The sequence below is a fragment of the Nitrosomonas communis genome (genome assembly GCF_001007935.1).
In the GTDB taxonomy this organism is placed as follows: domain Bacteria; phylum Pseudomonadota; class Gammaproteobacteria; order Burkholderiales; family Nitrosomonadaceae; genus Nitrosomonas; species Nitrosomonas communis.
This window is the reverse complement of the sequence record NZ_CP011451.1, coordinates 20264-46588: the sequence shown is the minus strand read 5'-3', so window position 1 is coordinate 46588 and position 26325 is coordinate 20264. Positions and strand designations below refer to the sequence as shown.

The 26325-nt window shown below is 41.1% G+C and carries 24 protein-coding genes and 1 other annotated feature; of the genes, 14 read left to right on the top strand and 10 right to left on the bottom strand.

Annotated features, from left to right (window positions below; genetic code table 11):
- Positions 1 to 241: 241 nt before the first annotated feature.
- Entirely contained in the window at positions 242 to 1357 is a 1116-nt protein-coding gene (locus AAW31_RS00210) for an endo alpha-1,4 polygalactosaminidase (RefSeq protein ID WP_200899673.1), read from the bottom strand.
- 1181 nt (positions 1358 to 2538) lie between these two features.
- Here AAW31_RS00210 and AAW31_RS20275 point away from each other — a divergent pair.
- The 3 genes from AAW31_RS20275 to AAW31_RS21015 are packed head-to-tail and all read left to right on the top strand — an operon-like array spanning position 2539 to position 3641.
- Complete coding sequence (locus AAW31_RS20275) at positions 2539 to 2733, top strand: hypothetical protein (protein WP_144412792.1); 195 nt, start codon at positions 2539 to 2541, stop codon at positions 2731 to 2733.
- Complete coding sequence (locus AAW31_RS18505) at positions 2734 to 3501, top strand: hypothetical protein (protein WP_144412791.1); 768 nt, start codon at positions 2734 to 2736, stop codon at positions 3499 to 3501.
- Positions 3474 to 3641 carry a hypothetical protein gene (locus AAW31_RS21015; protein WP_158441297.1) on the top strand — a complete coding sequence of 56 codons (168 nt, stop codon included), beginning with the start codon at positions 3474 to 3476 and terminating at the stop codon, positions 3639 to 3641. The genes AAW31_RS18505 and AAW31_RS21015 overlap by 28 nt, the downstream gene beginning before the upstream one ends.
- Before the next feature lie 911 nt (positions 3642 to 4552).
- Here the strand turns inward: AAW31_RS21015 and AAW31_RS22940 are convergent.
- The 5 genes from AAW31_RS22940 to AAW31_RS00180 all read right to left on the bottom strand — a co-directional run bounded on the left by AAW31_RS22940 (position 4553) and on the right by AAW31_RS00180 (position 10391).
- Positions 4553 to 5308 (bottom strand): hypothetical protein, encoded by a 756-nt coding sequence (locus tag AAW31_RS22940; RefSeq protein WP_144412790.1) that lies wholly within the window; start codon positions 5306 to 5308, stop codon positions 4553 to 4555.
- Positions 5309 to 6635: 1327 nt separating this feature from the next.
- Positions 6636 to 6779 carry a hypothetical protein gene (locus tag AAW31_RS21010; RefSeq protein ID WP_158441295.1) on the bottom strand — a complete coding sequence of 48 codons (144 nt, stop codon included), beginning with the start codon at positions 6777 to 6779 and terminating at the stop codon, positions 6636 to 6638.
- Positions 6650 to 6766, bottom strand: a sequence feature (AL1L pseudoknot). (Overlaps the previous gene by 117 nt.)
- Positions 6780 to 7367: 588 nt before the next feature.
- Positions 7368 to 8531 (bottom strand): endo alpha-1,4 polygalactosaminidase, encoded by a 1164-nt coding sequence (locus AAW31_RS00190; protein WP_200899672.1) that lies wholly within the window; start codon positions 8529 to 8531, stop codon positions 7368 to 7370.
- A 702-nt stretch (positions 8532 to 9233) separates the two neighbouring features.
- Positions 9234 to 9680, bottom strand: a complete 447-nt coding sequence (locus AAW31_RS00185; protein WP_235264431.1) for a nitrosocyanin — start codon at positions 9678 to 9680, stop codon at positions 9234 to 9236.
- A gap of 471 nt (positions 9681 to 10151) precedes the next feature.
- The gene (locus AAW31_RS00180; RefSeq protein ID WP_046848699.1) at positions 10152 to 10391 is read right to left on the bottom strand and encodes a hypothetical protein; all 240 of its coding nucleotides are present in this window, start codon (positions 10389 to 10391) and stop codon (positions 10152 to 10154) included.
- Between the two features lie 729 nt (positions 10392 to 11120).
- Here AAW31_RS00180 and AAW31_RS00175 point away from each other — a divergent pair.
- From AAW31_RS00175 to AAW31_RS23290, 5 genes are all read left to right on the top strand, one after another.
- Entirely contained in the window at positions 11121 to 11519 is a 399-nt protein-coding gene (locus tag AAW31_RS00175) for a TraR/DksA family transcriptional regulator (RefSeq protein WP_046848698.1), read from the top strand.
- A gap of 24 nt (positions 11520 to 11543) precedes the next feature.
- Positions 11544 to 13145 (top strand): bifunctional aminoglycoside phosphotransferase/ATP-binding protein, encoded by a 1602-nt coding sequence (locus AAW31_RS00170; protein ID WP_046848697.1) that lies wholly within the window; start codon positions 11544 to 11546, stop codon positions 13143 to 13145.
- A gap of 302 nt (positions 13146 to 13447) precedes the next feature.
- Entirely contained in the window at positions 13448 to 15916 is a 2469-nt protein-coding gene (locus tag AAW31_RS00165) for a vitamin K epoxide reductase family protein (RefSeq protein ID WP_235264430.1), read from the top strand.
- Positions 15917 to 16265: 349 nt separating this feature from the next.
- Complete coding sequence (locus AAW31_RS23295) at positions 16266 to 16445, top strand: rhamnan synthesis F family protein (protein ID WP_052751959.1); 180 nt, start codon at positions 16266 to 16268, stop codon at positions 16443 to 16445.
- A 46-nt stretch (positions 16446 to 16491) separates the two neighbouring features.
- Positions 16492 to 16926, top strand: coding sequence for a rhamnan synthesis F family protein (locus AAW31_RS23290; RefSeq protein ID WP_052751958.1), 435 nt, complete (start codon positions 16492 to 16494; stop codon positions 16924 to 16926).
- Between the two features lie 387 nt (positions 16927 to 17313).
- Here the strand turns inward: AAW31_RS23290 and AAW31_RS22410 are convergent, their stop codons facing one another.
- Together AAW31_RS22410 and AAW31_RS21005 are read right to left on the bottom strand one after the other, a co-directional pair.
- The gene (locus tag AAW31_RS22410) at positions 17314 to 17541 is read right to left on the bottom strand and encodes a hypothetical protein (RefSeq protein ID WP_046848695.1); all 228 of its coding nucleotides are present in this window, start codon (positions 17539 to 17541) and stop codon (positions 17314 to 17316) included.
- A gap of 99 nt (positions 17542 to 17640) precedes the next feature.
- Positions 17641 to 17787: a hypothetical protein gene (locus AAW31_RS21005; protein ID WP_158441293.1), complete on the bottom strand. Its 147-nt coding sequence runs from the start codon at positions 17785 to 17787 to the stop codon at positions 17641 to 17643.
- Between the two features lie 116 nt (positions 17788 to 17903).
- Between AAW31_RS21005 and AAW31_RS00145 the strand changes: the two genes are divergently transcribed.
- Together AAW31_RS00145 and AAW31_RS00140 are read left to right on the top strand one after the other, a co-directional pair.
- Complete coding sequence (locus AAW31_RS00145; RefSeq protein WP_046848694.1) at positions 17904 to 19193, top strand: hypothetical protein; 1290 nt, start codon at positions 17904 to 17906, stop codon at positions 19191 to 19193.
- A gap of 155 nt (positions 19194 to 19348) precedes the next feature.
- Positions 19349 to 20422 (top strand): glycosyltransferase family 2 protein, encoded by a 1074-nt coding sequence (locus tag AAW31_RS00140; RefSeq protein WP_046848693.1) that lies wholly within the window; start codon positions 19349 to 19351, stop codon positions 20420 to 20422.
- A gap of 123 nt (positions 20423 to 20545) precedes the next feature.
- Here AAW31_RS00140 and AAW31_RS00135 read toward each other — a convergent pair whose 3' ends face one another.
- Together AAW31_RS00135 and AAW31_RS23285 are read right to left on the bottom strand one after the other, a co-directional pair.
- Positions 20546 to 21373, bottom strand: coding sequence for an IS3 family transposase (locus AAW31_RS00135; protein ID WP_046848692.1), 828 nt, complete (start codon positions 21371 to 21373; stop codon positions 20546 to 20548).
- Between the two features lie 20 nt (positions 21374 to 21393).
- Positions 21394 to 21675, bottom strand: coding sequence for an IS3 family transposase (locus AAW31_RS23285; RefSeq protein WP_036503716.1), 282 nt, complete (start codon positions 21673 to 21675; stop codon positions 21394 to 21396).
- Between the two features lie 791 nt (positions 21676 to 22466).
- Between AAW31_RS23285 and AAW31_RS21000 the strand changes: the two genes are divergently transcribed.
- The 4 genes from AAW31_RS21000 to AAW31_RS00115 all read left to right on the top strand — a co-directional run bounded on the left by AAW31_RS21000 (position 22467) and on the right by AAW31_RS00115 (position 26308).
- A complete protein-coding gene (locus AAW31_RS21000) occupies positions 22467 to 22625 on the top strand; it encodes a hypothetical protein (protein ID WP_158441291.1) in 159 nt (52 codons plus the stop codon).
- Positions 22626 to 22657: 32 nt separating this feature from the next.
- On the top strand, positions 22658 to 23644 hold the full coding sequence (locus AAW31_RS00125; protein WP_235264428.1) for a sugar-transfer associated ATP-grasp domain-containing protein: 987 nt from the start codon (positions 22658 to 22660) through the stop codon (positions 23642 to 23644).
- 145 nt (positions 23645 to 23789) lie between these two features.
- Positions 23790 to 24881: a phospholipase D-like domain-containing protein gene (locus tag AAW31_RS00120; RefSeq protein WP_046848691.1), complete on the top strand. Its 1092-nt coding sequence runs from the start codon at positions 23790 to 23792 to the stop codon at positions 24879 to 24881.
- A gap of 26 nt (positions 24882 to 24907) precedes the next feature.
- Positions 24908 to 26308, top strand: a complete 1401-nt coding sequence (locus AAW31_RS00115) for a surface carbohydrate biosynthesis protein (RefSeq protein ID WP_046848690.1) — start codon at positions 24908 to 24910, stop codon at positions 26306 to 26308.
- Positions 26309 to 26325: the final 17 nt, after the last annotated feature.

The window sequence follows — 26325 nt, the reverse complement described above, 5'->3', positions numbered from 1 at the left end:
GAAAATAGAGCAGGGAAAATTCCCGCTATCTCTGCAAGGGAAGAACTTGTGCCATTTTATCGAATTGTTCATGAAGTAGTGCTGGGACTGGATAAAGACTCCACACTTCAATAACTACCATGAGTTGGATACATGGTTTGATAATTGCAAATTAATCTCACAAGCTTAGAGCGTAACTGGTTTTTTCCTTATGTATGTAGCCACTTCTCCAAACTTGTGAGAATTTATTCAGTATTCATCTTCAAAAACAACTAAATCGTTGACTATCATCTAACTCTTTTGGCAGAATCAAGGTGCTGAATTGTGCACCATTAGAAGAATCACAAAGCGCCTGACGCTCAACTGGATTATCTAAATAGCTTTGTTGATATTCTGCATTTAATACAGGTTTGCCGTTTGCAATAAAGCCGGTTAGCATATTACATTCATGGAACTCATGACATTGTTCATTAACACTGAAGTCAAAATAATTGATTAAATCAGGAGTTTGTTCTATATCATTTTTAAGCCCAACCGACAATCCTCTTTTATGGGCTTCATTGGCAATAAACTTATTAAATGCCAGCTGATCCCTGGCGCTTATATCAAAGCCGGAATTATTGGCATACGCATCCATATTATCTGGTTCCACGCCATCACATCCTTTTAGCAGAGCCAAGTTAAGGCGTGAGATCATGATCTCCGCTACATTGTGGGAACGAATATCAAGCCACCGCTCATCCGGCTTATCGACTAAAGTATTGCCCAATTCAGCAGCTTTGAATTTATCCTTATCTTCTCTAGAATCTTCAAAACTACCTGCCGAGAAATAACAGATGACCTTCTTGCCAGAAGCTTTGAGTGTATTAATCAAGGATGGGGAAGAATTAAATAGATCAATATCATAAAGTTTAGCCGGGTGATTTGTATTGACTTCACCTTTCAGCTGCCATTGCCAGGTGATTGCAACAGGAGGTTTGTACCAATCACCGGTAACAGGTGGTGCATCAGGATCAAGTAAGGGTGCTTTAGAAAGAATAAATAATTCAATATTGGAGAAATCGCTGCTATTTGTATCATTATGTGCTTTTACCGCAACAATGAAAGCCGCGCCATCCCATAATTCGATTGAACCGGATGTGGTGTTACCCATGTCAACACTTTTAATACTTTCGGGTCCGGTAAAAGGAAAAGGCGCATAAAATAACTGATAACCACTGGCATTTGGAACTGAAGACCATGTAACGGATACCTTGGTGCCATCTTGCGTCACTAAAATAGCAGGTGGCTTTAGTTCATCCGCTAAAGCAAGGCTGCTATTAATTAATAGAAGAAAAAGCATCAATACGATTTGCATGACATTATTATTTGTGCGCATAGTTTAATTAAATGCAAAAGTAAATAAACAATAAAATGATTGAATTGGGATTCAATCTCATAAATGTCACTAAAGGTAAATCAGGAGCAATAAATCAAACTTGCCTAACTTTATTACGTAATTAATACTAAGAGATAAAAAATAGGAGGACAATAATACAATTGCATACAGTTTTATTACTCGATGATTAACCATATATGACTTCAGCACATTGTGGGGCTAAACAACTAGAAGCATAGGTGTCACACAAAAGCTTCGGGCACAAAAATGGTGACAATAATCCACAAAGTTTCTGATTTCGTCAGATGACGAAAATAGATTGATCCCTTTCCATCAGCGAAACAAGGCTCATGCAGTTTTCATCATGTAGATCTTCCAGCGCTATATGTAACTTTTCATTTGCCGAAGACCTTTTGTGCATTGCAGGGTATGAGCATCTCATACATTTTTTCTACACTACGGATTTGATTATCCTTCTCTACCATCACATTGTTTTTTTATTATGGTTAGCGATGAACTAAAACTACCTCCTATCTCTTAGTCAATCAGGTTATTTGCTCCTCCTGGGCTGTTGGGATGCATTTATAAACTGATGATTATTACGGTATAAATGTATGCAATTGCATTATTGACATGATATTTTATATTTTCTAGTATGATTACAAATAAAGTTGGATTATTAATTAGTGTCTACCCGAAAATCCTTATTCCTGTAAGAAATAATAAGTTATATCCAGTTTAAGAGACGAGAATTTCTAATAGTTTGAGGCAGAGTGGCGTTAATTAATTAAATATCAGTACATTTCTCACATTCTTAGAAATCTTCATTTTGTCACATTCCTAGCATCTTATACTTTTGAACGTAAGCGTAATCTTTTCTTTTTGTTTGGTTTGAGAATTTTAGGGTGAGCACTAATTAGACAAGTGTTTGCCTTTGCCTTTTGGCAAATTTCAGTCCGCTTTATTTTAACTGATCTATTCGGCAAGCAAGGTTTAAAGAGACCAGCTATTCATTAGGATTGCCTCTATTTCCAAGGCTTCACTATAAATTCAGTTGGGTTATTAAAACGCTGTTTTGCTGGATGGACATTGTTGAGAAGCAGGATGTAATTTTACTTTTTATGGACACTCTAATTTTATAGATCCTACTCATTAAAGGAGAATAACCATGAGTACTAACAATGACCAGCACAAAGGATTCGATTGGAAAGGGTTCGATTGGAAAGGGTTCGATTGGAAAGGATTTGATTGGAAAGGATCCGATCGAGATGAAAATGATGGCCATAAACATGACGGCCATAAACATGACGGCCATAAACATGATGACCATAAACATGACGGTCATAAACATGCTGGTCATGATGCAGATGGAATGAGTGGTAGGCCTGACGGTAAAGACCACGGTGATAAAGGCCAAGGCGCTAAAGGCCGCGATGATAAAGGCCAAGACGGAAATGACCACGGTGGTAAAGGCCGCGATGATAAAGGCCAAGACGGAAATGACCACGGTGGTAAAGGCCGCGATGGTAAAGGCCAAGACGGAAATGACCGCGGTGGTAAAGACCGCGATGGTAAAGGCCAAGACGGAAATGACCGCGGTGGTAAAGACCGCGATGGTAAAGGCCAAGACGGAAATGACCACGGTGGTAGAGACCGCGATGGTAAAGGCCAAGATGGAAATGACCACGGTGGTAAAGGCCGCGATGATAAAGGCCAAGACGGAAATGACCACGGTGGTAAAGGCCGCGATGATAAAGGCCAAGATGGAAAAGACCACGGTGGTAGAGACCGCGATGATAAAGGCCAAGATGGAAAAGACCACGGTGGTAGAGACCGCGATGGTAAAGGCCAAGATGGAAATGACCACGGTGGTAAAGACCGCGATGATAAAGGCCAAGATGGAAAAGACCACGGTGGTAGAGACCGCGATGGTAAAGGCCAAGATGGAAATGACCACGGTGGTAAAGACCATAGTGGCAAAGATCATGGTGGTAAACATAAACATGTCGACGCACGCCCAGGTGAGGGTTGCCGTGGGGAAGATGGTGCAGACAATTTTGTCTTCCATGACAAGGGACACTGGAAAATTGACAATTTTAATGGACGGGAAGGCGATATGCTCGATTTCACTGGGTATGGTTTAACTCGTGGAGAGATCGCTAGTCATATTACCAATATCACTATTGAGGCTGATACCTTCATCGTCAACTTTGGCGAGAATATATCGATTACACTGGTAGGCCAACCGCCCACCTGGGATAACGTTATTACTGCTGAAGGTTAATAGCGTGTTAGAGAGGGAAGACTTTTCCTCTCTTTGTTAATGCTGGAAATTTAGGCTGGAGTAAGGTAAATTTAAAGTTACTCTGGCCTAGAGCATATCAGCCAATTTTTAGTAACAGGAAAGCCAGATTTTACGTAATTCACGTGTGCTCGATATTAAAAAAGGTAAAAAGGCATCTGAATTGCTTTGAGATGATTTTGCAGGAAGCATTTAGTCATGGGAGGAGTTAGCTCCTGATGGATGCTATCGTTGAAGCTGTTACAGCAATAGTGTGTAATAGTTGGTGGTTGCAAGGGTAGGATTTGAACCTACAACCTTCGCGTTATGAGACCGAAAAATTTAGCATTTAGTCTGTATTGATCATTATTTAATTTAAATTAGATTTGTTTAGAAGGCTGCTGTGATATTTTACTATGTCGCATTCACCCTATGAGTTAGAAAATGCTTTTTGGAAGTAGTAGAATCTTCCAGGATAAGAAGAACAGGCAGGGCCAAGGAAAGACAATAAATTATTTTTCTTATTAATCAACGTATTATTTAGCTATGCTATATCTGGCGAAGAATACTGAGACCAAAGCAACCTTATCCTTGTTTAGAGTCTACTCAAAAAGTATTTGTTGTAATTTCGTTCAAAATTGATTATCCATAATATTGTTTTGTAAACAATATTATTCATAATAGTATACGGTTTAATAAAAATTGATCGAACTTAGGTAAGCTTGAGCTCAAATCAAGTGCAAGTTATTCTAAATAACTTATCTGGAAAACTTGCACTTAATATTTGATTTTTACGATATTCTTACGTAAAAACAAGTGTTTGTACTTTCTGAGTAAGCTCTATTTACTTCGGCTCCAAATTTTACAGTATTAGCAAGAGAGGAAATAAAGCTTCTCTTTCTATTGATATATCATCAAAGTGGCTGAGCGCAAATTACGTGATCCCAGGTGGGCGTTTGTCCTACTACCGTAATCGATACATTGTCACCAAAGTTGACGATCAAGGTATCAGCCTGAATGGTGACATTTGTGACATAACTAGCGATCTCATCACGAGCCAAACCATATCCACTGAGATCCAGCCTATCGCCTTCCTGGCAAGCAAAGTTGTCAATTTTCCAGTTCCCCATACCCTGAAAAATAAAATTATCTGCTCCCTGGTCACCATGGCAAGGTTGATCTGGACGTGTGTCGACATTCCTCTGATGGTAGTATTTGTATTGACCGCCTAGGTTATCTTGGTTATCTTTACTACCAAGGTCATTACTGCCCTGATCTTTATTACCTTCGTCGTTGCTGCCTTGGTCTTTACTGCCAGGCCCACCACTCATTCCACCGGCTTCATGACCAGCATGTTTATGTCCATCATTTCCTTGCTGATCTTTTCTTTGCCGGTCATATCCCTCTTGATCATACCCTGGCTGGTCATACCCTTCACGATCATATCCTTCTTGATCATATCCTGGCCGGTCATACCCTTCACGATCATATCCTTCTTGATCATATCCTGGCTGGTCATACCCTTCACGATCATATCCTTCTTGATCATACCCTGGCTGGTCATACCCTTCACGATCATATCCTTTTTGATCATACCCTGGCCGATCATATCCTTCTTGATCATATCCTTGTGCATCATATTCTTTTTGTTGTTCATTGCTAGCACTCATGATTATCTCCCTTTAATGAGTGGAATTCATAAGACCAAAGAGTCCATAACAAGTAAAATTACATCTTGTTTCTCAAAAATGCCTACCCAGCAAAACAATGTTTTGACAGCCCAGCTAAATTTATAGTAAAGCCTTGGAAATAGAGGCAATCCTAATGAATAGTCGGTCTCTTTAAACCTTGTGTACCAAATAGATCAATTAAAATAAAGCGGACTGAAACCAGCCCTAAAACAAAGACATGCACCGGGCTAGTAAATTAATAATCCAGCTTTATTTGTGATTATGTTATGACGAGGACAACAGCATATCAATAATGCAAAAGCATACATTTATGACAAATTAGTTATTACCTTATGGTTGTGTCTTGATTGCCTGCTTTAGACGGCTAATCTGTTTGACTAAAAAATAGGTGATGGTTTTGTTTCATTGTTAACCATAATAAAAAAGAAAGATGATAGTTAAGAGGACTGAGAAGGCTGAGAGGAATAATCAAAGGTTCCGTTTTTTCAGAGAATTTTTTAGTTTGAGTCAGGCTGAATTAACTGACTTCTTCAATTGACATTAATATGATGCTATTTTAAATTCAGCCGACTGTGTACTTCTGATTAACTTCAATAATCAGCGGTTATTGAACCAGCCAACCCATTCCATAGCAGTAAATTTCATTTTATGAATATTGTGCTACATGCCTCATGCTGGGTGGCTTATAATTTGTATCATCCTTTTGTCGTTTCAGGCAGCGCATTGGCATAATTATCGCTAACGCTGCTAACTGAAGAATCAGTATTGGCTTCTGCTAAAAGTTCGGTATAGCGAATCGACAATTATTCAGTGCTATGATTGCTATAATAGATTAACCCACTGGTTTCCCGCTGACCCCACCATACTCTGCTGTAATGCCTTGAATAGTGAGCCTATATGTCATGGGTATCGACTATCCAGCCGATCCATAAATGCGAAAAAACTTCTAGGAGAAAAGCTACCTAAAAAAATCCTGTCCAACTTGCCAAAAAAGTGATGCTTGCCATTTTTAATTGGTTGGGGCGATTCGCTACAAATTGTTGACTAATCTTGTTTGTTGGGCTCAAGCAAGCCGTCTGCCATTATCGTCTAGCATTTTTTTCTCGCTTGATGGCTTGTATTCCATACTTCTCCATCAGTCGCTTGACTGTACAATGGGCATCTTGAATACCTCTGCTTATTTATCATCCCTATACTTGGTTGGCGTCTTAACTTTAAATTTGATTTTCTTTATACTTTGTGTAGCTCATTTAAACGCTTTAGTGTGATCGGATAGCTGATTAGAATCTCGTTCTCTGTTTCATGCTTATAGCAACTCGACAGGGTAATCTGAATTTGCCTGCAGATCGGGTCGACTTTGTACTGCTTCTTGTGCTGATTGATAAATATCACCATAGCTTCGGTCGGCGGTCGAGCTTTGCCTGAGTAAAATATGCTGTGTCTCGCTCAATATCTCATTGACTGCTTTAGCCTTATACTATTCTCCTGCTCCAACTTGTATGTGTGGCTCACGATCCGAGGCTGGCAGGCTTATTCTGATGTTCTGATCAGTCTCTAATTGTTACACTTGTTCGCGCAACGCCTCAGCAGTACAATCTTTCATAAATCTTATCGATTCCAGTACTTGTCATGGCAACTCATGCTCCCCTCGGTGTTCATACACCAACCGGACATCCCACTTATGAAACTCCGCGAATATCATATTTTGTTTGATTACTCTATCTTCTCAAGAAATAGAATCTCGCATTAAATATGGCTTATTTTGCCAAAATAGTATGATTAATCGTATTTCAATATTTATTTGCTATGTCGACTTTATTAATAGTCGACGAAGAGATGAGGTCATTGAAGAATTGAAGCAATATTCATATAAGTTCTTTTCCAAGGGAAACCATATCAAGCTTAAGACATAGCCCTAAATTGCATCTATTATCACAGCTTAGAGTACCTCTTACTTTTTGCATGGTTTATATAATTTCAGCAGATCTAATCCGGTAGCGCGTTGTATCAGGTGTAAGGCAGGACTGAGTGTGTATTTTCAAAAGCAGCTAAATCGCTGACTATCATCTAAATCTCTTGACAGAATCAAGGTGCTGAATTGTGCTCCCTTAGAAGTATCACAAAGCGCTTGGCGCGCAGCTGGGCTGTCAATGTAACTTTGCAGATATTCTGCATTTAATACAGGCTTGCCGTTAATAATAAAGTGGGTCAGCGAATCACACTCATTTAACTCATGACATCGCTCATTAATACTAAAGTCGAAAAAATCGATTAATTCAGGAATTTGTTCCAAATTATTTTTAAGCGCAACCGACAATCCCCTTTTATGGGCTTCATTGGCAATAAACTTATTAAATGCCAGCTGATCCCTGGCACTTAAATCAAAGCCGGAATTATTTGCGTAGACATTCACATTGTCCGGTTCCACGCCATCACAGCCTTTCAGCAGAGCCAAATTTAGCCGTGAGATCATGATCTCCGCTACATTTTGTGAACGAATATCAAGCCATCGTTCCTCTGGCCAGTCAATCAAAGTATTACCTAATTCCTCAGGCTTGAATTTATCCTTGTCCTCTCTATAATTTTCATAAGTGCCTGCTGAGAAATAACAGATGACCTTCTTGCCAGAAGCTTTGAGTGTGTTAATCAAGGATGGAGAAGAATTAAATAAATCAATATCATAAAGCTGAACTGGATAACTTGTATTGATTTCATTGATTTCATTGATTTCCTTGATTTCATTGATCCCACCATTTTCTATTGCTCTTTTCAACTGCCATTGCCAAGTTATAGCTACAGGCGGTTTGTACCAATTACCGGTAACCGGTGATGCTTCAGGATCAAGTAACGGCGCTTTAGAAAGCATAAATAGTTCAATGTTGGAGTAATCGCTACTACCCGCATCATTAAGTGCTTTTACCGCAACAATAAAGGCAGCCCCATCCCATAACTCAATTGAACCAGATGTGGCGTTGCCCATGTCAGCATTTTTGATGCTTTCTGGTCCGGTAAAAGGAAAAGGTGCATAAAATAACTGATAACTGCTGGCATTTAAAACTGGAGACCAAGTAATGGATATCTTTGTGCGGTCTTGCGATAATACGATAAGCGGTGGCTTTGGTGGTTCTGCTAAAGCAAGACTACTTTCTAATAGAAGAAAAAGTGTCAGTATGAGTAGTATGACAATATTCTTTATCCACATACTTTAAATTGGATGCCAATGATTGTACCAGAGTCCATTTTCTTAACTGCCTATTAATTAAGAAATATCGAAGGAAAAAATCAAATTAGTTAAATTTTATGACAAGATTAATATTGGGGAGTAGATAATAGAGCCGCAAGAATGTAAATGCATACATCTTATCCCTCGTTAAGAGGCGCATCGCAAAAATCTTCTTATGTAATTTAGTTGCCGCGCTATAGAGTCGGCTTAGAGCGCATCTTCTCTTTATGTTTTATCCAAATACATCAATTAAGTTCTATATCGGCAACCTTGAAGATTAAATTTTCAGACAGGATACCATATAACTTGGTAAGTAGATGAGAGGAAGATTGTCTTTGCCATCACGTAGATAAATGTTATGCAAAAACTCAACTGGGTGATAGTAATTGTAATTTTTAATAGAAAAAGTAATTATAAAATTACATAATAAACTGTAAATAAATAGTTTTATGGGAAAAATTATTTATTTTTTTATTTGGAATTGGAATAAGTAGGCTGAGCGATAAACAACAAAATGCACCATCAGGAATTGACCCCTATGTAAGCAGATGCCTGAAAATATAGCGAGAGAAAAAAGGGGGACTTAGTAACAAAAGTATGGCCAGATTAAATCCGGCCATATAATCACGGTAAAGGTTGGTTAGAGTCTGCTAATAATTTTGCAGGTTCCAACCTAACTCATTATTCCAGGACGTTGAAAGTGCCTGGCAAATGGATGTTTTTTGGATGGAGCTGGCACCAAATGGGGAAGGCGCCGGCTTTATCTGCTACGAAAGAGATTGTTTTGCTTTCTCCTGCTTTGACCACTTCCTTGATGTCATAAGCGTCAATGGAAAATCCTTCACTGATAGGAGATTTGTTTTCTATGGTAATTTTTACTTTGGTTCCTTTATGAACAGCTAGCGTTTCAGGTTCATTGAGAACATTAAAAGCACGAATGTTCTTAACGGTTACGCCCTCGACATTGAGCTCAGGAATATTGGTGTCATAAGCATTAACAATGACCTTGAAGTGTTGTTCTTCTTTGTGTTGGTGGTGTTCTGCTTTTTTATCTTCTGCTTGAGTAGTGCCTGTCAACAGCAACCCAAGTACAAAACTCGCACATAATGCTTTGGTTGTTTTTATCATTAACTTCCCTCCATTAAGATTAACATTTTATTGAAATTGCACTCACCAGTATGGTGAGTATCTTAACTGCTTGCATCTTAGCCAGCAGAACAAATGCTCATGGATATGCGCAGATCATCCAAGGCGATTACCTGTAGTTTTAGCATTGAATTATGTTTATGCTTTTCTGAGGACTTGCGTTCTTTGGTACTTAGCAACGTTGCGTTACTTTAGATGGGATAAGCAAGGTTGTCAATATTATTGAGAATTTGAGAAAGGAAGACGCAATAAAAGAGGGCAATCCTCAGGCTGTGCCAATCTTGCTCATTCGTGCAAAAAGTCGAAATTGTAAAAAACTATTGCGATGATTCTTTAGGAATTTGTCTTGTCATGCAATGTACTTCTGATGGAATCTGAATTTATAGTGGCTTATTAATGATTGTTGCGGTTGTGAGCAGGAAGGTGAGCACAGCCTGTGTATCGTTACTCAGATTATTGTTCGTCCCATTGATCGTTCAAAGAACGTTTCACGTTATAGAAGTGAAGGGGAATAATTGTGGTGTCACGTTGATTTTCTTTTTGATCGGTACTAATGACTACAATTGATAATAATTGGTCATCCGATGAAAACGCGTATGTCGTAACATCGGGCTGAGGGTTTTCTTGTTTGAGGTTAATTAACTCAGCTACTAAGTTGGATTTAAAACACTTGTTATTGTCGATGGTGATCATGATGTTTTCCTTGTTAATTTAAAGTATTACACAAACTATAAAAACATAAGCACAACAACAGATGCCATATTTGAATTACAAACCAGCTTAGGGAAAGACGTCCCCATGTATATCTTAGCCCTTATTAATGACATATTTGGAATACAAGTTAGAAATGAGAGGTTGGGAAACCATTCAAATCTTAACCAACATTCTTAATGGTTATTGATTACCTCTAAAAATTCACTCATCCAAATTAAATAAAGGACTGAATAAGTTCACTGAATATTCCTTCTTCGGCCTGGTCACCGTAATCTACAGGGAAATGGAGAATGATTAAATACGTGTGAACACGTATGGATGAGTCCAGCAAAATGCTTGATCTAGTCAAATATTTTATGACAGCCTACTTAAGGGCGTTTTTTAGGGCTACTATTTAACTGCTTGCATCATACTGGATTTTATGCGTCCTATTTCAATATCTGAGTCAACAAAGAGCTTATAGCCGACCATGACGATATATGAAAAGATAAGGTGCAGGAACTCATGCTGCTTTGACTTGAGTAAGCAGCGTGCAAGAGATCACATATACATGGATCAGAGCTGGAACCAGGTAGGGAAGCAAATGGAAAAGAATAAGAACGCTAAACTAAAGCTTGACTCCAAAAGAACAATAAGTGATTTTTCTGTAGGCACGCTTTGTTACCAGTAGATTATTATTTTTTAGCCAAGGAAGCAGGAAGGTGAACCATGACACAATTGACCAGAAAAGAAATCGAATCGATTGAAAATAAATTACGTGAACGCCAGCAGGATTTACTCGAAGAAGTTCGTGATGAATTGGACGAGCGCGAAAACCAATCCTTTGCTGCTATGATGGGGAATGATCCTGGTGATAACTGTGACTTCTCGCTCGCTGATCTACTGGCTGATCTGAACATTGTGCGTGTAGATCGACAGATCAACGAATTACGCGAGATCGAAAGAAAACTGGTGCAGATCAAAGAAGGCAGTGCAAATCAATGTATTGATTGTGGTAAGGAAATCGGCTTACAACGTTTGCTGGCTTATCCGATAGCCATGCGGTGTGTGAGCTGCCAGGAGAGGCACGAACAAATGTATGCGCATGAAGGGCATCCAAGCCTCTAAAGAAGATATAAATAGCAACAGACCATGAAAGAAGAAGCTGCACAAAAGCAGTTGATTGAAGCGCTGCTTGATCCGGGGTGTTATCCTCACCCCGTCGGGCGCATTCAGCATGTGGAGACGCATATTTCCCATGTATTACTAACCGGCGATTTTGTTTACAAGCTAAAGAAACCACTGAATCTCGGCTTTCTTGACTTCAGCACGCTGGACAAGCGTCGCTTCTATTGTGAAGAAGAGTTGCGACTCAATCGCCGGTTGGCGCCGGATATTTATCTTGAAGTCATTACTTTTAATGGGGAAATAGCAGCACCTTGCCTCAATGGCCCAGGTCCTGTGCTGGATTATGCTATTAAAATGGATCAGTTTGATCCGGATACAACTCTGGATCGACTCGACCATCTGGCGCAATTATCGGTGCAGCATGTCGATACCATTGCCAGTACCGTGGCAGATTTTCATTTACATATCCCATCTGCCCTGATGGATTCGCCATGGGGTACGGCAGAAATGATTTGGGATTCGGTTGCCCATAACTTCGAACACATTAGTAAACAAGCTGGAGAGAAGCCAGAAGGGCTTCAATGGCTAGAGGCGATTCATCAATGGAGTGTTGCTGAGCATAACAAACTCTTGTCTGATTTTGAGCTGCGGCGTGTACAAGGCTATGTGCGAGAATGCCATGGTGATCTGCATCTTGGCAATATGGCCTGGGAAGCAGGCAAGTTATTAATTTTTGATTGCATCGAGTTTAATCCAGCTTTGCGCTGGATTGATGTGATGTCAGAAGTCGCCTTTTGCTATATGGATTTACTGTTTCGGAATCATCATGATCTGGCTTCCCGTTTTCTCAATCGCTATCTGGAACGTACAGGCGATTATGCCGGCATGAAGCTTTTGCGCTACTACGCGGTTTATCGTACGATGGTGCGCGCTAAAGTAGCCTTTATCCGTGCAGCTCAGTCAGGATTGTCTGTGGAAATGGCGGAATACGAAAGACAGCAGGGATTGGATCATCTCCAATTAGCTGAAAGGCTTACCCGGGTGGTAAAACCTGTTCTGATGATTACACATGGCTTATCCGGTTCGGGGAAGACCGTGTTTAGCCAGAGTCTCATTATGAGGTTTGAAATGATCAGCCTGCGTTCCGATATCGAACGTAAACGTTTGGCTGGACTGGAGGCGCTGGCTAAAAGCGGTTCATCTGTTGAAAGCGGTATTTATAGCCGGGAATTCTCCCGGCGCACTTATGATTTTTTGGCAGAGCTTGCCGAAATACTGCTTGAGGCGGGCTGGCATGTATTAATAGATGCTACCTTCATTGCGCGTTGGCAACGTGAGTTATTTCAGCAAATTGCGATGCGTTGCGGAGTAGGATTTTATATCCTGGATTTTCCGGTGCCGGAAACATTGCTCAGGCAGCGTATTCAAACCCGTAACGTAACAGGTAAGGATGCTTCCGAGGCAGATATTTCTGTTCTGGAGCTTCAATTGAAAACTCAGGAAGCGCTGACTCATGCTGAAGCACATATGGTAATAGAGACCACAACTGTTGAATCTGTGGCGGCAAAGCTGAAGGCTGCTGTCACATTACATAATTCACTACTTCTATTTCCAAATCAGAACTGACGCAAAGGCGAGCCGCAGAGAGAATAAATCATAAGCCAAGTTGAAACCGACTAAAGTCAGTTTTGATTGGGAAATGAAATTATTCGTAAAAAGGTGAAACTGATTCAAGAGTCTATATTCTAATAATTTATCTATACCCAAAGTCTTATGTCGTCATAAAGCAATGCAGAAAAGATCTATAAAGCTGAGAAACAGCTTTATATGTTTTAGTGCTTTCTTTTTGCCATAAAGATGCTCTGTTTGCTGATAGTGTACAAAATAATTCTGGAGCACGTTCATTTAAGATGGATCATCAGAAAAATATGACCAATCTAAAAAAACCACTTGTCATTATAACTGGGGCTTCCGGGAATATTGGAGGTTCACTCTGTGACGCCTTGAGAAAAGATTACTTCGTAGTTGGGCTTGATATCAATCCGTGTGATAAAGCAGATATCAGTATTGATTGTAATCTAACCTCTGAAAATTCCGTCAAATCAGCATTTAATGAAATACGTTCCCAGTATGGACAAAAAATTGCTGCCGCTATCCATTTGATCGCCTATTTTGATTTTACCGGGCAGCCTAATCCACTTTATCAGAGTGTCACCATTGAAGGTACCCAGCGTTTACTTAACATATTGCAAGACTTTGAAGTTGACCGATTTATTTTTTCTAGCACAATGTTGGTTCACGAACCAACTGTACCAGGCCAAAAAATCAATGAAGGTATGCCGCTTAAGCCTCGGTGGGCTTATCCACAATCCAAGGTCGAAGCAGAAAAAGTCATCAAGCAGCAACATAACAAGATTCCTTACACCATTTTACGGTTAGCTGGTGTATATGATAACGATAGGGCGGTACCGACATTGTCTCACCAAATAGCCAGAATTTATGAACGCGACTTTAGAAGCCATCTTTACTCGGGCGATCTGATGGCCGGCCAGGCTCTTCTCCATAAAGAAGACATGGTAGATCTATTCAAACGTGTAGTAGACCGCCGCAAGAAATTACCGCACACCAACATCATGCTGGCTGGCGAGGATGAGGTGATGAGTTATCAGGAATTGCAAAATCGGATTGGTTATCTGATTTTTGGCAAGAAGGAATGGCAAACGGTAGATATTCCGGAATTTATTGCCAAGTCCGGTGCATGGCTGGAGGAACAGGCTGAGCCGATCGTTCCTGATACCATTGATCAGGGCAAAAAACCTTTTATCAAACCATTTATGATCGACCTGGCTTCTGATCATTACGATATCGATATCAGTCGGGCACAAAAATTACTGCATTGGAAACCGAAGCATAGGATTTATGAGGGATTAAAAAATCTCATTGCTAGCCTGAAGAAAGATCCTGCTGCCTGGTACAAAAGAAACGGTGTTTTATTACCAGACTGGGTACGAACGGCACAAGAGAAAGATCTCAACGCGGACCAGATCAGACACAAACATGAAACAGAATACTTTCGGCAACATAACGAAAATCTTTGGGCGCATTTCCTCAATCTAGGGCTGGCTTTCTGGCTCATGACAGCTCCTTTCATCCTGGCATACGAATCGCAAGCTATGGTTTGGAGCGATGTTATTTCTGGTGTGGTGCTGCTTATTTTATCGTTCATGTCCTTGTCGTGGCGTTTTGGTCTAGCTCGCTGGCTTTGTGGCGCAGTAGGCCTCTGGCTATTGGGTGCACCACTGATCTTCTGGGCACCAACCGCAGCTGCCTATCTCAACGACACAATTGTCGGGATGCTGGTTATGGGTTTTGCAATTTTAACTCGACCAGTACCCGGTGTTGCAGCTGTTGCTGCTCAAACCGGACCGACAATACCGCCAGGTTGGTCGTACTCTCCTTCTAGCTGGTTTCAGCGTTTGCCCATTATCATACTGGCGTTTATTGGTTTCTTTATCTCCCGCTACTTGTGTGCTTATCAGCTTGGCCATATCGATAGTGTATGGGAGCCATTTTTTGCAGGTTCACCGCAAGATCCGCGCAATGGAACCGAAGAAATAATCACCTCATCTATTTCGCAAGCTTGGCCCGTACCCGATGCTGGCTTGGGAGCAATGACGTATGCATTAGAAATTCTGACCGGCATCATAGGCTCAGCAAGGCGTTGGCGAACTATGCCATGGCTGGTGATACTATTCGGGATTATGATCGTGCCATTGGGCATTGTTTCCATTTTCTTTATTATCATTCAACCGATCTTGATTGGAACCTGGTGCACGTTATGCTTGATTGCTGCAGTGGCAATGCTGATACAAATTCCCTATTCTATTGACGAATTGGTCGCGACGGGACAATTTCTATCCCGTAGAAAAAAACAGGGGCGTTCCCTGATACACGTTTTTTTCCAGGGAGATACGGATGAAGGAAGACGGGAGGTAATTGAAGATAATTTTGCACAAAGACCCTCAAAAATTTTCAAGGAAATATTAGGGGGCGGCGTGACTTTGCCCTGGAATTTAGTAATGTGCTTACCCATTGGAATCTGGCTGATGTTTACACGTATTACGCTGGATGCTGGAACAAGTATGGCTAATGCAGATCATTTAATTGGCTCGCTTGTGTTGACCGTCGCTATTACTGCTCTGGCTGAATCGGGTCGTGCTAGTCGATTTTTTCTCATACCACTTGGTTTGGCTTTGTTAGTTACTCCCTTCTTTTATGACACAAGTATTGAGTCACTCATTTCCAGCATATTTTGCGGATTACTTTTAATCATATTCAGTTTGCCACGTGGTTCCGTACACAACCGCTACGGTACTTGGGATCGATTCATTGTTTGAGTGACGTGCCAACATGTGTTGGCGCAAAATTGTTTGCCCTGCTAAAATTTTGAGGTTTATGCGACTTTAGCAAAATTTATTAAAATATCAGTATTTTAGAAAACTAAAAATAGCTGAAGACTTAAAGTTTTTGCATGAGATTTCGGCTAGCGTATTCATAAACAGCAGAAGAGAAGAAAAACCAAAAGTGCGATACTCAAAACCAGGGCATTTATCGCCAACTTATGCTAGACCAATATGTTTATTCTGCAGTTTTGACGAAAAGAGCGTCATTCGGAAGAATGTATATTATTATCTTAGCGAGCTTAAGCTAGCAGGATTTGATATCATTTTCATCAGCTCAAGCGAGATGATCTTGGATACAGAACTAAAGGAATTCTCGAAACTTTATATAAGAATAATTATACGCGAGAACAGGGGTTATGATTTTTATGGTTGGAAAGTAGGGTTGCAGGAGTATCCTCAATATCATTTACATCGTGCACTACTTCTAGCAAATGATAGCGTTCTAGGGCCATTTCAGTATTAAAAATATAATCGCGAGATTGGAAAATAATAGTGCTGATATTATAGGAATGACAGATTCTTTACATTTTCATCCCCATCTACAATCGTACTTCCTCTATTGCAAAAAGACTGTAATAAATTCACAGGAATTCACCCGGTTTTTTAGCGAAGTTGAAGTGTTAGAATTTAAGATGGCGATAATAAAAAAATATGAAGTTGGCTTTTCTCAATCATTTGGACGCCGTTTGAGACTATCAGCTCTTTATAGCTTGGAGAGTATCTTAAATCAAATCCACTATCATGACAGACCAAAGAATTGGATAGATGCGACTACCTGCTTATGGAAGCCTCTCCTTACGGAATTTAACTTTCCTTTTCTCAAAAAAACTTTTAATAAAAAGAGGGATAAGTATCGAAGAAGTTTCAGAGATACTTGCGAGAAGTGGTTCAAATTATACTGTCGATATGCTGGCGGAGTATATGATGTCTACTTGATTCCATAGTTTAATAAACGTAAACGCATCAAATTAAATTTTTAGTTTTTGTAGTCTATCCTGTTAAATTCAATCTCGGAATTCGGTATCGCCCCCCCTTGTGATAAGGTATTTTTAATTGCCGTTCATCAAAATGATTGGTATACCCAACGGGGTCTGCTTATCCTTAAACCAAAGCTTCGTCGGTTTATCTTTCTAAGATGTATAATGGAGAGCATGATGGATCATTTATCGCATTTGCCGGCAGATAGAATGTTTGGTCGAGATTGTGCTGTCTCCTTTCGCGCCATGCAGTACCAAATCGATAAGAGCGATCCAGCTTGATCCAGTTGGAGATTCCATGTGACATGATTACCTCAAGGTCAGGATGCGCTGTATCTTTGACTTGGGCTCGCATCATTTTCCTTTTACGTGTACGTAATGATATTTCTTGATGCGATCATGCGCTGGATCGAAAATGATTGTTGGCCGGCCGTCCTCGACATCGAGCACTCGTATCAATATATTCGATGTGTTCGAGATCAATTCTTGCTCTCGCTCAGATAACTCGAATCCACTTCGGGGCAAGTAGATAACTCCTCTCGCTTCCAATATTTCGATGACTTTGCTCCGTACCTCAGGCATTGATAAATCGGTTCCCGGCCTAATTGTCGGCATCCTCACAATTTCAGTTTCTTCGACTAGGGAAAATATGTTCCTTACTTGCCATAACAAATCATTGATTTATATATAAGTATAAACAAGCTGCAAGCCAGGTAATATCATCACATTGCCACCTTTTTGTCCAGATAAATTAGTTTTGACTTCAATTCCAGTGCCATGTAGTAACATGTTAGCGTTGGGTTTATTGAAGAAGCCATTTGCTACCATAATTCATTAAACCCTAGTTCCTTAGTTGGGCAGGATACAAAAATTAAGGTTTCGCTCAGCTTTGCCAGGGTTAATCTAATTTCACCATTTTGAATGAATATTTTAGTAAATATTGAATGAAAGCGCTTTTCTTTCTTCGCCATTACAATGATATTGATCATATTACCCCGGTCATTTCCAAATGGATTGAATCGGGTCATACTTGTGACGTCATTCTGATAGGCCATCCGAAATTTCGGGATGATTATCGCATTCAGTATTTAGCCAGTCTGGCGGCTGTGCGTGTTGCTCATATACGAGAACTGTTGCCAGCACTTGTATATGCTGTATGGCGAATGCAAACGCTGTTATTGAGCCATAGTTTAAGACGCTCGTTTATAGGACCCTTTGCTGTTGCCTTGTGTAGAATTTTTGATGATGAACAACGAGGACACGCTTGGAGAAGCGCTGCTCATCAACTGCTAAGATATAGTTTTGTAAATCTGGATAAGGGGGTGGTGGTATTTGACTGGATTACCAAAAATTCGCCGGTATCTTTGGAGTGGGTGGAAACAGTTGTCTCCATGGCCCATACCATGGGCTTAGGGGCAGTATCGCTTCCTCACGGAGATAGTCCACACGCTAATCAATTGATACGACGTGGAGAATGGGATCTTCAGCCGAATACGCTATATTCTGCTGGGCGAATATTTGACAAGCTAGTTGTGCCGAATGAATTATGTGCCAAACGTTTCTCCCCCTTTATAGCTGATCATTTATTAGAAATACTAGGTTCACCGCGCTATTGCGATGAATGGCTCGCTAGATTGAAAAAATTATTACCTCCTGCACCGCTGACAGGCTCCAGCCATCAGCTCAAAATAGCGATGTTCTTGAGAAAGGATGATTTCACCATTTTCTGGGAGGAAGTCAGCGAGGTGATTAGAATGATTGCTACTTTTCCAGAAATTGTATTGGTGATCAAACCTCATACTCGTGGCGGCTGGAAACAATCTTTAACCAAAGATGCTTCCCTGCGCTACTTGCCAAATGTGCGCATCGCTGGAGACGCCATTCATTCGGTTCACTTGATGAACTGGGCGGATGTCATTATCGATCTTGCAACTTCGGTAGTGTTTGAAGCGATCAAGGCAAAAAAACCGGTATTGGCAGCCGATTACCTGCATGTGGGCCGTTCTGCAGTCGCTGAGTTTATACCGGAAACAGAACTGCGGTGTCGTGATGACGTCTATCAAAAAATAAATAAATTTCTTTCTCATGGTTGCAGCTCTTTCTATGTCGAGGAGCATCGACAGCGCTTTATCAAGGAAATGATCGATGGTCATAATGTCAATGTATTGCCGCGTTATGTAAGTTTGCTGGAGACGCAAGCACAAATACGTTCGGTACGGAAAGATAAAGAATAATAATAATTTGGAGGGATCTCGATCTGATCTTAGAATTAGATAAGTTGGAAGAACTAGCGGTCCCCGGTGCGGTCTTTCAGAGTGAATGGAGAGCCCGAGCACAAAAATGGAGGAGGTATGCATTGTCTGGTTTCTTCCAATTCGAGTAAGTTATCATGAGTAGATCAATGGCCTATTCCGACAAATCAATTGATGTCGTGATTCCTGTATACAATGCACCAGATTTGACACGGCGCTGCGTCGATTCTGTCGTGACCTATCTTGGCAATTCCATTAGACGTATATTAATTCAGGATGATGCTTCCGCTGGTGAGACACGGCAGATGCTAGATAATCTGCCGTACGATTGCGTGGATGTCTATCATGCAAAAAAGAATCAGGGCTTTGGTCTATCAGTAAATGAAGCAGTTAATCGATCTGATGCTTTCTATATATTGATTCTTAATTCAGATACTGAAATAAGCCATGATTTTCTGCCATTGTTATGTGCGACATTAGCGGCTGATGCAAAGTTAGCAGCCATTATTCCTGCCGGTAACAGTTATGCCAAATATAACTTGGATCAATATTTGCTGAGAGAGGGCGGCTATATTGCGACATATTACTTGCGAGGGCATGCCATTATGATTCGTCGCGATATTTTTCAGGAAATGGGTGGTTTCGATCCTGTATTTGGGCGAGGCTATTATGAAGATATTGATCTTGGCCGCCGGCTTGCTCTTCGCGGTTGGCGCCTTGGCGTACATCCCGGCGCTCAAATTTACCATAAAGTGGGCGGTTCTTTTGGTCGTGGACGAGCCTTCCAGAAACTCATAAAGCGTAATCGAGCTATATACCTTTCACGCTACCCTAAAGCACGACAGAGTATACTCTTGCTCTCGGGAGATTGTTCACTAGAAGATTTTCCTCCGTCGGTCCTCGATGCAATTGAGAATGTATTCCATGAAGGGGGTTATGTACATTGGCTTATACCGGCTATATCTCCTACATTGCTATGCTTGCAGATGTATAGTCAACCCTTATGCTTAAGTGCATTAATCAGTGTTATGCTTCGTGGTTGGTGGCGGGTAGACAGGCGTATTACAGAAATTTGGATGATGCCCGGCATTCCACTTCTATTACGCGCCGCACTGGCATTATGGGGCCGTGCATTTAGAGTGGAAATAAAAGAATTATCGTTTAAAGAAAAGACGATACAAAACTGTTCAGTCAGATTACTTTCGAAGTAATTTTCAATATTACCAACCAAAAGAAAGGAAGGTAAACAAGCTCATTCATCAAGGCTGATGTGGTTCCCTGTAACTGGACAACCTGAAAGAAAGTTCAGCTCTGATATGTATAGTTAAACAGGTTCAGGCAACCCGATCAATTCTTGGATCACTATAGTAGATTTCATCAGGCGTAAGACGGTCAAGGCTTTGATGAAATCGTTCTTGATTGTACCATTCAAACCATGTGGATAAATTCTGCTTTATCTCCTTCAGATTATTGAATTCTCTGGTATATAAAAGCTCATACTTAACTGTCCGCCAAAGTCGTTCAACAAAAATGTTGTCATAGTAGCACCCCTTGCCATCCATGCTGATCTGAATATGATGATCTTTTAGTATGGAGGTAAATGCTTCGCTGGTAAACTGTACGCCCTGGTCGGTATTCATGATCTGTGGACAGCCATAATCCTGGATGGCTGCCTCCAGCGCCTGAGTACAAAAGTCAGTATCCAAGGTATTGGACAAGCGCCAGCTCAACACCTTACGCGAATGCCAGTCGATGATGGCAACCAGATAGCCAAAGCCTTTCTCCATGGGGACATAGGTTATGTCGGCAGCCCAAACCTGATTGGGTTTATTAATGACAAGTTCTCTAAGCAGATAAGGATAGACCTTATGCTGTTTGCTTGAGATGCTGGTCCTGGGTTTTGGAGCTATGCTGACAATACCGAGTGTCTTCATTAAGGAAGAGGCTTTCTTGCGCCCTAACATGATTCCCTGGCGTTGAAACCAGGTAGCATAACTGCGTGAGCCATATTGTGGCGTCTTTAAGTACTGTTCATCCATCATGCGCAGCAGAACCAGATCAGCATTACTGATTGGTTGCGGTTGATAATAATAAGTTGAGCGCGCCAGATCCAGCAGCTGACATTGACGAGTTTGACTAAGTTTGCCATGGGGCTCAATCATCTCTTTGCGTTCTACAAGACTTAATGATTGAGCTTTCTTGCTAAAAAATCGCGTTCTACCGCCAATTGACCAATAACCCGGTGCAGGTCATCTGTTGTAGGCTGCTCCTTATTGGCGGCAGTATTATTTTTACAAAACAGCTCGGCAGCTTGCTCAATGAGTTGCCGTTTCCAGCTATTGATCTGCGTGGGATGTACATTATAACGCGCTGCTAATTGGGGGACAGTTTCATCACCACGTATCGCTGCCAGCGCTAGTTTTGCTTTGAATTCGCTCGAATATTGTATGCGCTTTTTACTCATTGTTATTAAGCTCCTTTTTAATTCTGCCAGAGCTTAACAACCTGTACAGTTTTTGGGTACCACTTCAGGCTTCTTGTTGATCATTGATTACTCTGATATTGTTTTATCATAGCTAATTTCTATTTATGCTATAAAACGCAGCCAGGAAAATAAAAAATTTTTAATTCCCGTGAATAAATCTACTTTTTCTACTAATATAAAGCTTATACCTACGTATTTATACGTATTCACTTATGTGTGGTTTTAAGATAATTTGTAATTTAGTTGTTTATTTATACGGTGAAAACAGAGAAAAAAACGTGTCCTCATAGTTGAGGAGATAGCTGAGAAAGTAAATACGCTCTATTATGCAATCTATATAGCTTGATCATGAGCGAATTTTATGCCGCGCTTAGGAGAGCATCAGCAAATCAGCATCTTGAGGTGATGACGAAAAATTCTCACGAGATTTTTACAATTCAAGCATTCACTTTTCCAATCAAACAGATTGGCATCAAAAACGTTCCCCGTGTAAAGAATGTATTGCGTATTTAGGCGCTTATTTATCTTTATAAGATAACTATCCATATTTTATAAACTATCAAATACTCATTATTTTTATAGCGTTGAAGGAAAGTTCTGTCTATTTATGAGGTAAGTACATAGAATAATCATTTTGCATAATTTGTAATGCAAAAAACGGGATGAATTAAAGAAAGAGCCTGTGTTCTCTAGATCAGGAATAAGGAAGTGTAGTAAATTAGCTCAAATCATCATACGTTTATTAGATGAGAAATAAAGAGATAACTGCAATGGAAAAATTGGATTTAGGTATAGACAGGATCACGCGTGATTTGAGCAGTACATTCTTGATCTTACCAGACTATTCGATGGTGGTACGACGGCTACTTTCACCCATCAGTACTACCAACGTGAAGTCTGGAATGAAAACAGGAGGGTTGACCGCCTGATAATGTATGCAGCGCTCCTATTGGTGCCATTCATGATCCTCTTGCTGACAATAGTCTTCATCACACTTAATGGACCCTTTATCAAAAACCGAACAGGTACGGGAATAATCAGGCAAATTTACGAGCAAATAAGGCTTGCTACCCGATATGCAATCCTATCACCCTGGTACTACATTTTTGAACTGCAAGATGAGGATAAGAGAGAACACACAGGTGAATATCTTAATCGCTTCGAAATAAAAGCAGGTATCTATAAGTTACGTAAATATAATGGTGGTCTCCCCATTCCCGTTGAGCATACTACAGCGTGTATCAAGAATAAAGCATGCCTTAAGGTTCGCTGTAATGATAAGGGTATTGCAACCACACCTATCTTTTGGAATTTTAAGAAAGGACAAATCAGAAAAATAGATTGGCAGGATGAAAAACTGCCCGAAATGGATCTTTTCATCAAACCGTTAGCCGGACAGGGTGGAGGAGGTACTTCGCGCTGGGATTATCTAGGTTCGGGGCGGCAATACCGAGGCGGCGATGGGATGGTCGCGGCGGGAGAACAATTAATTAAGTACTTGCGAACAGCTTCAGAGCATAAGACTTATCTTGTGCAGTCACTGTTCATAAACCACAGGGAAATCACAAATCTTGCCGATGACACGTTGGCCACTATTCGTGTTATGAGCTGTCGTAATGAGTCAGATCACTACGAGGTGACCGATGCGGTCTTTCGTATGGCGCGAAGCAGCAAAACTGTCGTCGACAATTACCATGCCAGCGGCATTACTGCGAATGTCGATATTCAGACAGGTGAACTGGGCAGAGGCATTCGCGGAGCCTGGTTAACAGTTGCAGATGGATGGTACGACCGACATCCAGAAACCAATGTGCCCATCCTGCATCGCAGGCTTCCATGCTGGCCTGAATTTATCCGCTTTGTGCAGGATGCTCATGGCTGTCTTTTCTCTGATCAGGTGGTAATCGGCTGGGAGGTTGCTATACTCGACACCGGCCCTTTTGCTTAATCGAGGCGAATAAAGCGCCCGATTTAGATATCATCCAATGAACGAGGGGTGGGCCTGTTGGCAATGAGCAGCTTGGCAAATTGTTGGCATTTAATTTGAGACGCACAATCGAAGCTAAATATGCTCCCTTGGAGGTAAATTCATTATGCAAATGAAATCAGCTTACGAGGTTTATTTTGGTGGGCCTGACCGGTCGCCAGGTTATCTGCGCGATCTGCTGGCACAGCAGATCGCTGCTGTGCCAGCAGGGGGTTCTATCGATTGGGTTGCTTATTATTTTCGTGATTTAGAACTTGCCAGAGCGCTCATCCAGGCTCAAAATCGAGGCGTCAAAGTGACTGTTTGTCTGGCAGGCAAGCCACGTGTTTCCGATGCTAATGATGAGGTGATTGCCATGCTTTCAGCGCCAGAAGGTCTAGGTGATAAGCTTCGTACTGTCACGCTTACCGGGATACCTTCCCCGCCAAGAAGAGCATGGAGACCTCAGTTACATGAAAAGCTGTACTGCTTTTCGCACCCGAAACCCGTCGCCTTCATCGGCTCTTTTAATCCATCAGGAAACCGACTAGAAAAAAGATCGGATATTATCCGAGAGATTGGTGATCAGGATCAGGGTCATAATATGTTGATTGGTTGCTATGATCCGCTGCTCATTGAGCAACTGGTAAAGCATGCCCGACAGTTACACCAAAAATCATCAGGACTATTTTATCGATTCTCTGCAAATGCAAATAACGCCATCAAAGGTACGGATACTACTATTTATTTTTTACCCAGCATGCGTCCCCATCCCGTCATACAATTCTTGAATGACATAGGCAAAAATGCGCGTATTCGTATTGCAGCATCTCATATCAGAACAAAGCGGGCTGTTGATGTGATCGTAGGCCTGACTAAGCGAGGAGCAATAGTGGAAATCATTGCAGAACAAACGCTTAGACGTGTTACTCCGAGCGTAGAGCAGCGATTGCTCTCAGCGGGAATTCGATTCAAGCGAAATTGTGATAATTTACCCATGCATCTTAAGTTCATACTAGTTGAAGCCGGTGATCAGAAGTGGTCCATTTTTGGTAGTTTTAATTGGACGAAGCCTTCATTCTGGTTAAATCATGAAATTATTGCTATTTCCAGCAATTCGCATATTTTTAATGCTTTTTCCGATCGATGGAGTATATTGGCAAATGAAAAAGCCATATCACCTGTGACGCCAGAGCGGTTTAGTTTAATTCCTGTTTAATGGTTGTAAGTTAGGTGCTATATCATATGAAAACTCGAGCTTCACCGCTAATTATTCCTGTTGAAAGCCAAGTTCGTGAGTTAGATGCGAAAATTCTTTTATCCTGTATTGCAGCTGAGCGTGGTTTTCCAGTCATCATGGGTTCCAGAGCGTATGCTCATTTCCAGGTAGCCTCCGTTCCTCGGGGAATTTATTTAGCGAAAAGTATGCGTGGCCTGAGTAGTTCAATGTTTAAGATATTGCGCCAACTAGGTCATGAGATTGTGGCATGGGAAGAAGAGGCGCTGGTTCATCCACCTTCAGAGACGTATTTTTCCCTTCGCTTGTCTCCTAAGACCATTAAAAATGTGTCGCATGTATTTGCCTGGGGTCAGGAAAATGTTGATCTGCTTCGACAATATCCTGTACTGCCTGAGAATATGCCCATCCATATTACCGGAAATCCGCGTGGTGATATGCTGCGGTCAGAAATCCGTCCTTACTTTGCCCCAGACGTTGAAAAGCTGCGTAGTCTTTATGGAGATTTCATTCTTATTAACACCAATTTTAGTGATGTAAACCCCTATATTCCCAGCGTGGGCTTATTTCTGCCAACAAAAGCTCCTTCGCAGCCAGCACGTTTGGGGCAGTCTGGTATTGGCATGAGCAAGGAGTTTGCTGAAGGTCTGCGAGCGCATAAACTTTCAGTTCTGGAGGATTTCAAACAACTTATTCCAATGCTCGAGCAGGCATTTCCTGAGTTAACTATCATTGTTCGACCTCATCCCAGTGAAAGTTATCAAATTTATCATCAAATTGCTGCGAAATGCTCGCGAGTAGTCATAACCAATCAAGGCAATGTCATTCCTTGGTTACTCGCTGCAAAAGCGATGGTACACAATGGCTGCACGACCGGGCTGGAGGCTTATATGCTCGATGTTCCTGCGATCTCTTACCTGGCAACGCTTAACAAATATTACGACTATGACTTTCAAGGCCTGCCTACTAAACTGAGTTATCAATGCTTTAATTTTGAGGAATTGGCAGAGATTTTGTCTCAGATTCTTAAGGGTGAAATAGGGGCAGCTGATGGTCAGGAACGCCAGGATCTCATCGATTATTTCCTGGCGGCACAAAAAGGGCCATTAGCTTGTGAGCGGATAGTAGATGTTTTGGAAGCCAGTGGTTACAGTAAAGGACAACCACCGGCCAAACCACTCGGAGTCTATCTTCAAGGGTGGCTATTTACCAAGCTAAAAGCTGGTTTAACGAATCTCTATATGCGTCGCCCAGGTCCCAATCGGCTGGCCTATCATAATCACCGTTTTCCTGGAATTTCAGTAGAAGAAATTGAACAGAAAATTGCGCGTTTTGGTGATTTATTAAAGCGCTTTGACAAGATTAAAGTTGCGCCATATGCTAAGCATGTATTCAGGATCAGCGCATAAGTTTCTTACTTTACTGA

Coding starts and splice junctions, on each gene's coding strand:
- AAW31_RS20275 (WP_144412792.1), top strand. CDS start 2,539: ATGACCAGCACAAAGGATTCGATTGGAAAGGGTTCGATTGGAAAGGGT.
- AAW31_RS00210 (WP_200899673.1), bottom strand. CDS start 1,357: ATGCGCACAAATAATAATGTCATGCAAATCGTATTGATGCTTTTTCTT.
- AAW31_RS22940 (WP_144412790.1), bottom strand. CDS start 5,308: ATGAGTGCTAGCAATGAACAACAAAAAGAATATGATGCACAAGGATAT.
- AAW31_RS00135 (WP_046848692.1), bottom strand. CDS start 21,373: ATGATTGAGCCCCATGGCAAACTTAGTCAAACTCGTCAATGTCAGCTG.
- AAW31_RS00190 (WP_200899672.1), bottom strand. CDS start 8,531: ATGTGGATAAAGAATATTGTCATACTACTCATACTGACACTTTTTCTT.
- AAW31_RS23290 (WP_052751958.1), top strand. CDS start 16,492: ATGACAGATTCTTTACATTTTCATCCCCATCTACAATCGTACTTCCTC.
- AAW31_RS00125 (WP_235264428.1), top strand. CDS start 22,658: ATGATCCTCTTGCTGACAATAGTCTTCATCACACTTAATGGACCCTTT.
- AAW31_RS00120 (WP_046848691.1), top strand. CDS start 23,790: ATGCAAATGAAATCAGCTTACGAGGTTTATTTTGGTGGGCCTGACCGG.
- AAW31_RS00145 (WP_046848694.1), top strand. CDS start 17,904: ATGAAAGCGCTTTTCTTTCTTCGCCATTACAATGATATTGATCATATT.
- AAW31_RS21005 (WP_158441293.1), bottom strand. CDS start 17,787: ATGGTAGCAAATGGCTTCTTCAATAAACCCAACGCTAACATGTTACTA.
- AAW31_RS00175 (WP_046848698.1), top strand. CDS start 11,121: ATGACACAATTGACCAGAAAAGAAATCGAATCGATTGAAAATAAATTA.
- AAW31_RS00185 (WP_235264431.1), bottom strand. CDS start 9,680: ATGATAAAAACAACCAAAGCATTATGTGCGAGTTTTGTACTTGGGTTG.
- AAW31_RS00140 (WP_046848693.1), top strand. CDS start 19,349: ATGAGTAGATCAATGGCCTATTCCGACAAATCAATTGATGTCGTGATT.
- AAW31_RS00165 (WP_235264430.1), top strand. CDS start 13,448: ATGACCAATCTAAAAAAACCACTTGTCATTATAACTGGGGCTTCCGGG.
- AAW31_RS00115 (WP_046848690.1), top strand. CDS start 24,908: ATGAAAACTCGAGCTTCACCGCTAATTATTCCTGTTGAAAGCCAAGTT.
- AAW31_RS22410 (WP_046848695.1), bottom strand. CDS start 17,541: ATGCCTGAGGTACGGAGCAAAGTCATCGAAATATTGGAAGCGAGAGGA.
- AAW31_RS00170 (WP_046848697.1), top strand. CDS start 11,544: ATGAAAGAAGAAGCTGCACAAAAGCAGTTGATTGAAGCGCTGCTTGAT.
- AAW31_RS21015 (WP_158441297.1), top strand. CDS start 3,474: ATGCTCGATTTCACTGGGTATGGTTTAACTCGTGGAGAGATCGCTAGT.
- AAW31_RS21000 (WP_158441291.1), top strand. CDS start 22,467: ATGGAAAAATTGGATTTAGGTATAGACAGGATCACGCGTGATTTGAGC.
- AAW31_RS23285 (WP_036503716.1), bottom strand. CDS start 21,675: ATGAGTAAAAAGCGCATACAATATTCGAGCGAATTCAAAGCAAAACTA.
- AAW31_RS23295 (WP_052751959.1), top strand. CDS start 16,266: ATGATCTTGGATACAGAACTAAAGGAATTCTCGAAACTTTATATAAGA.
- AAW31_RS00180 (WP_046848699.1), bottom strand. CDS start 10,391: ATGATCACCATCGACAATAACAAGTGTTTTAAATCCAACTTAGTAGCT.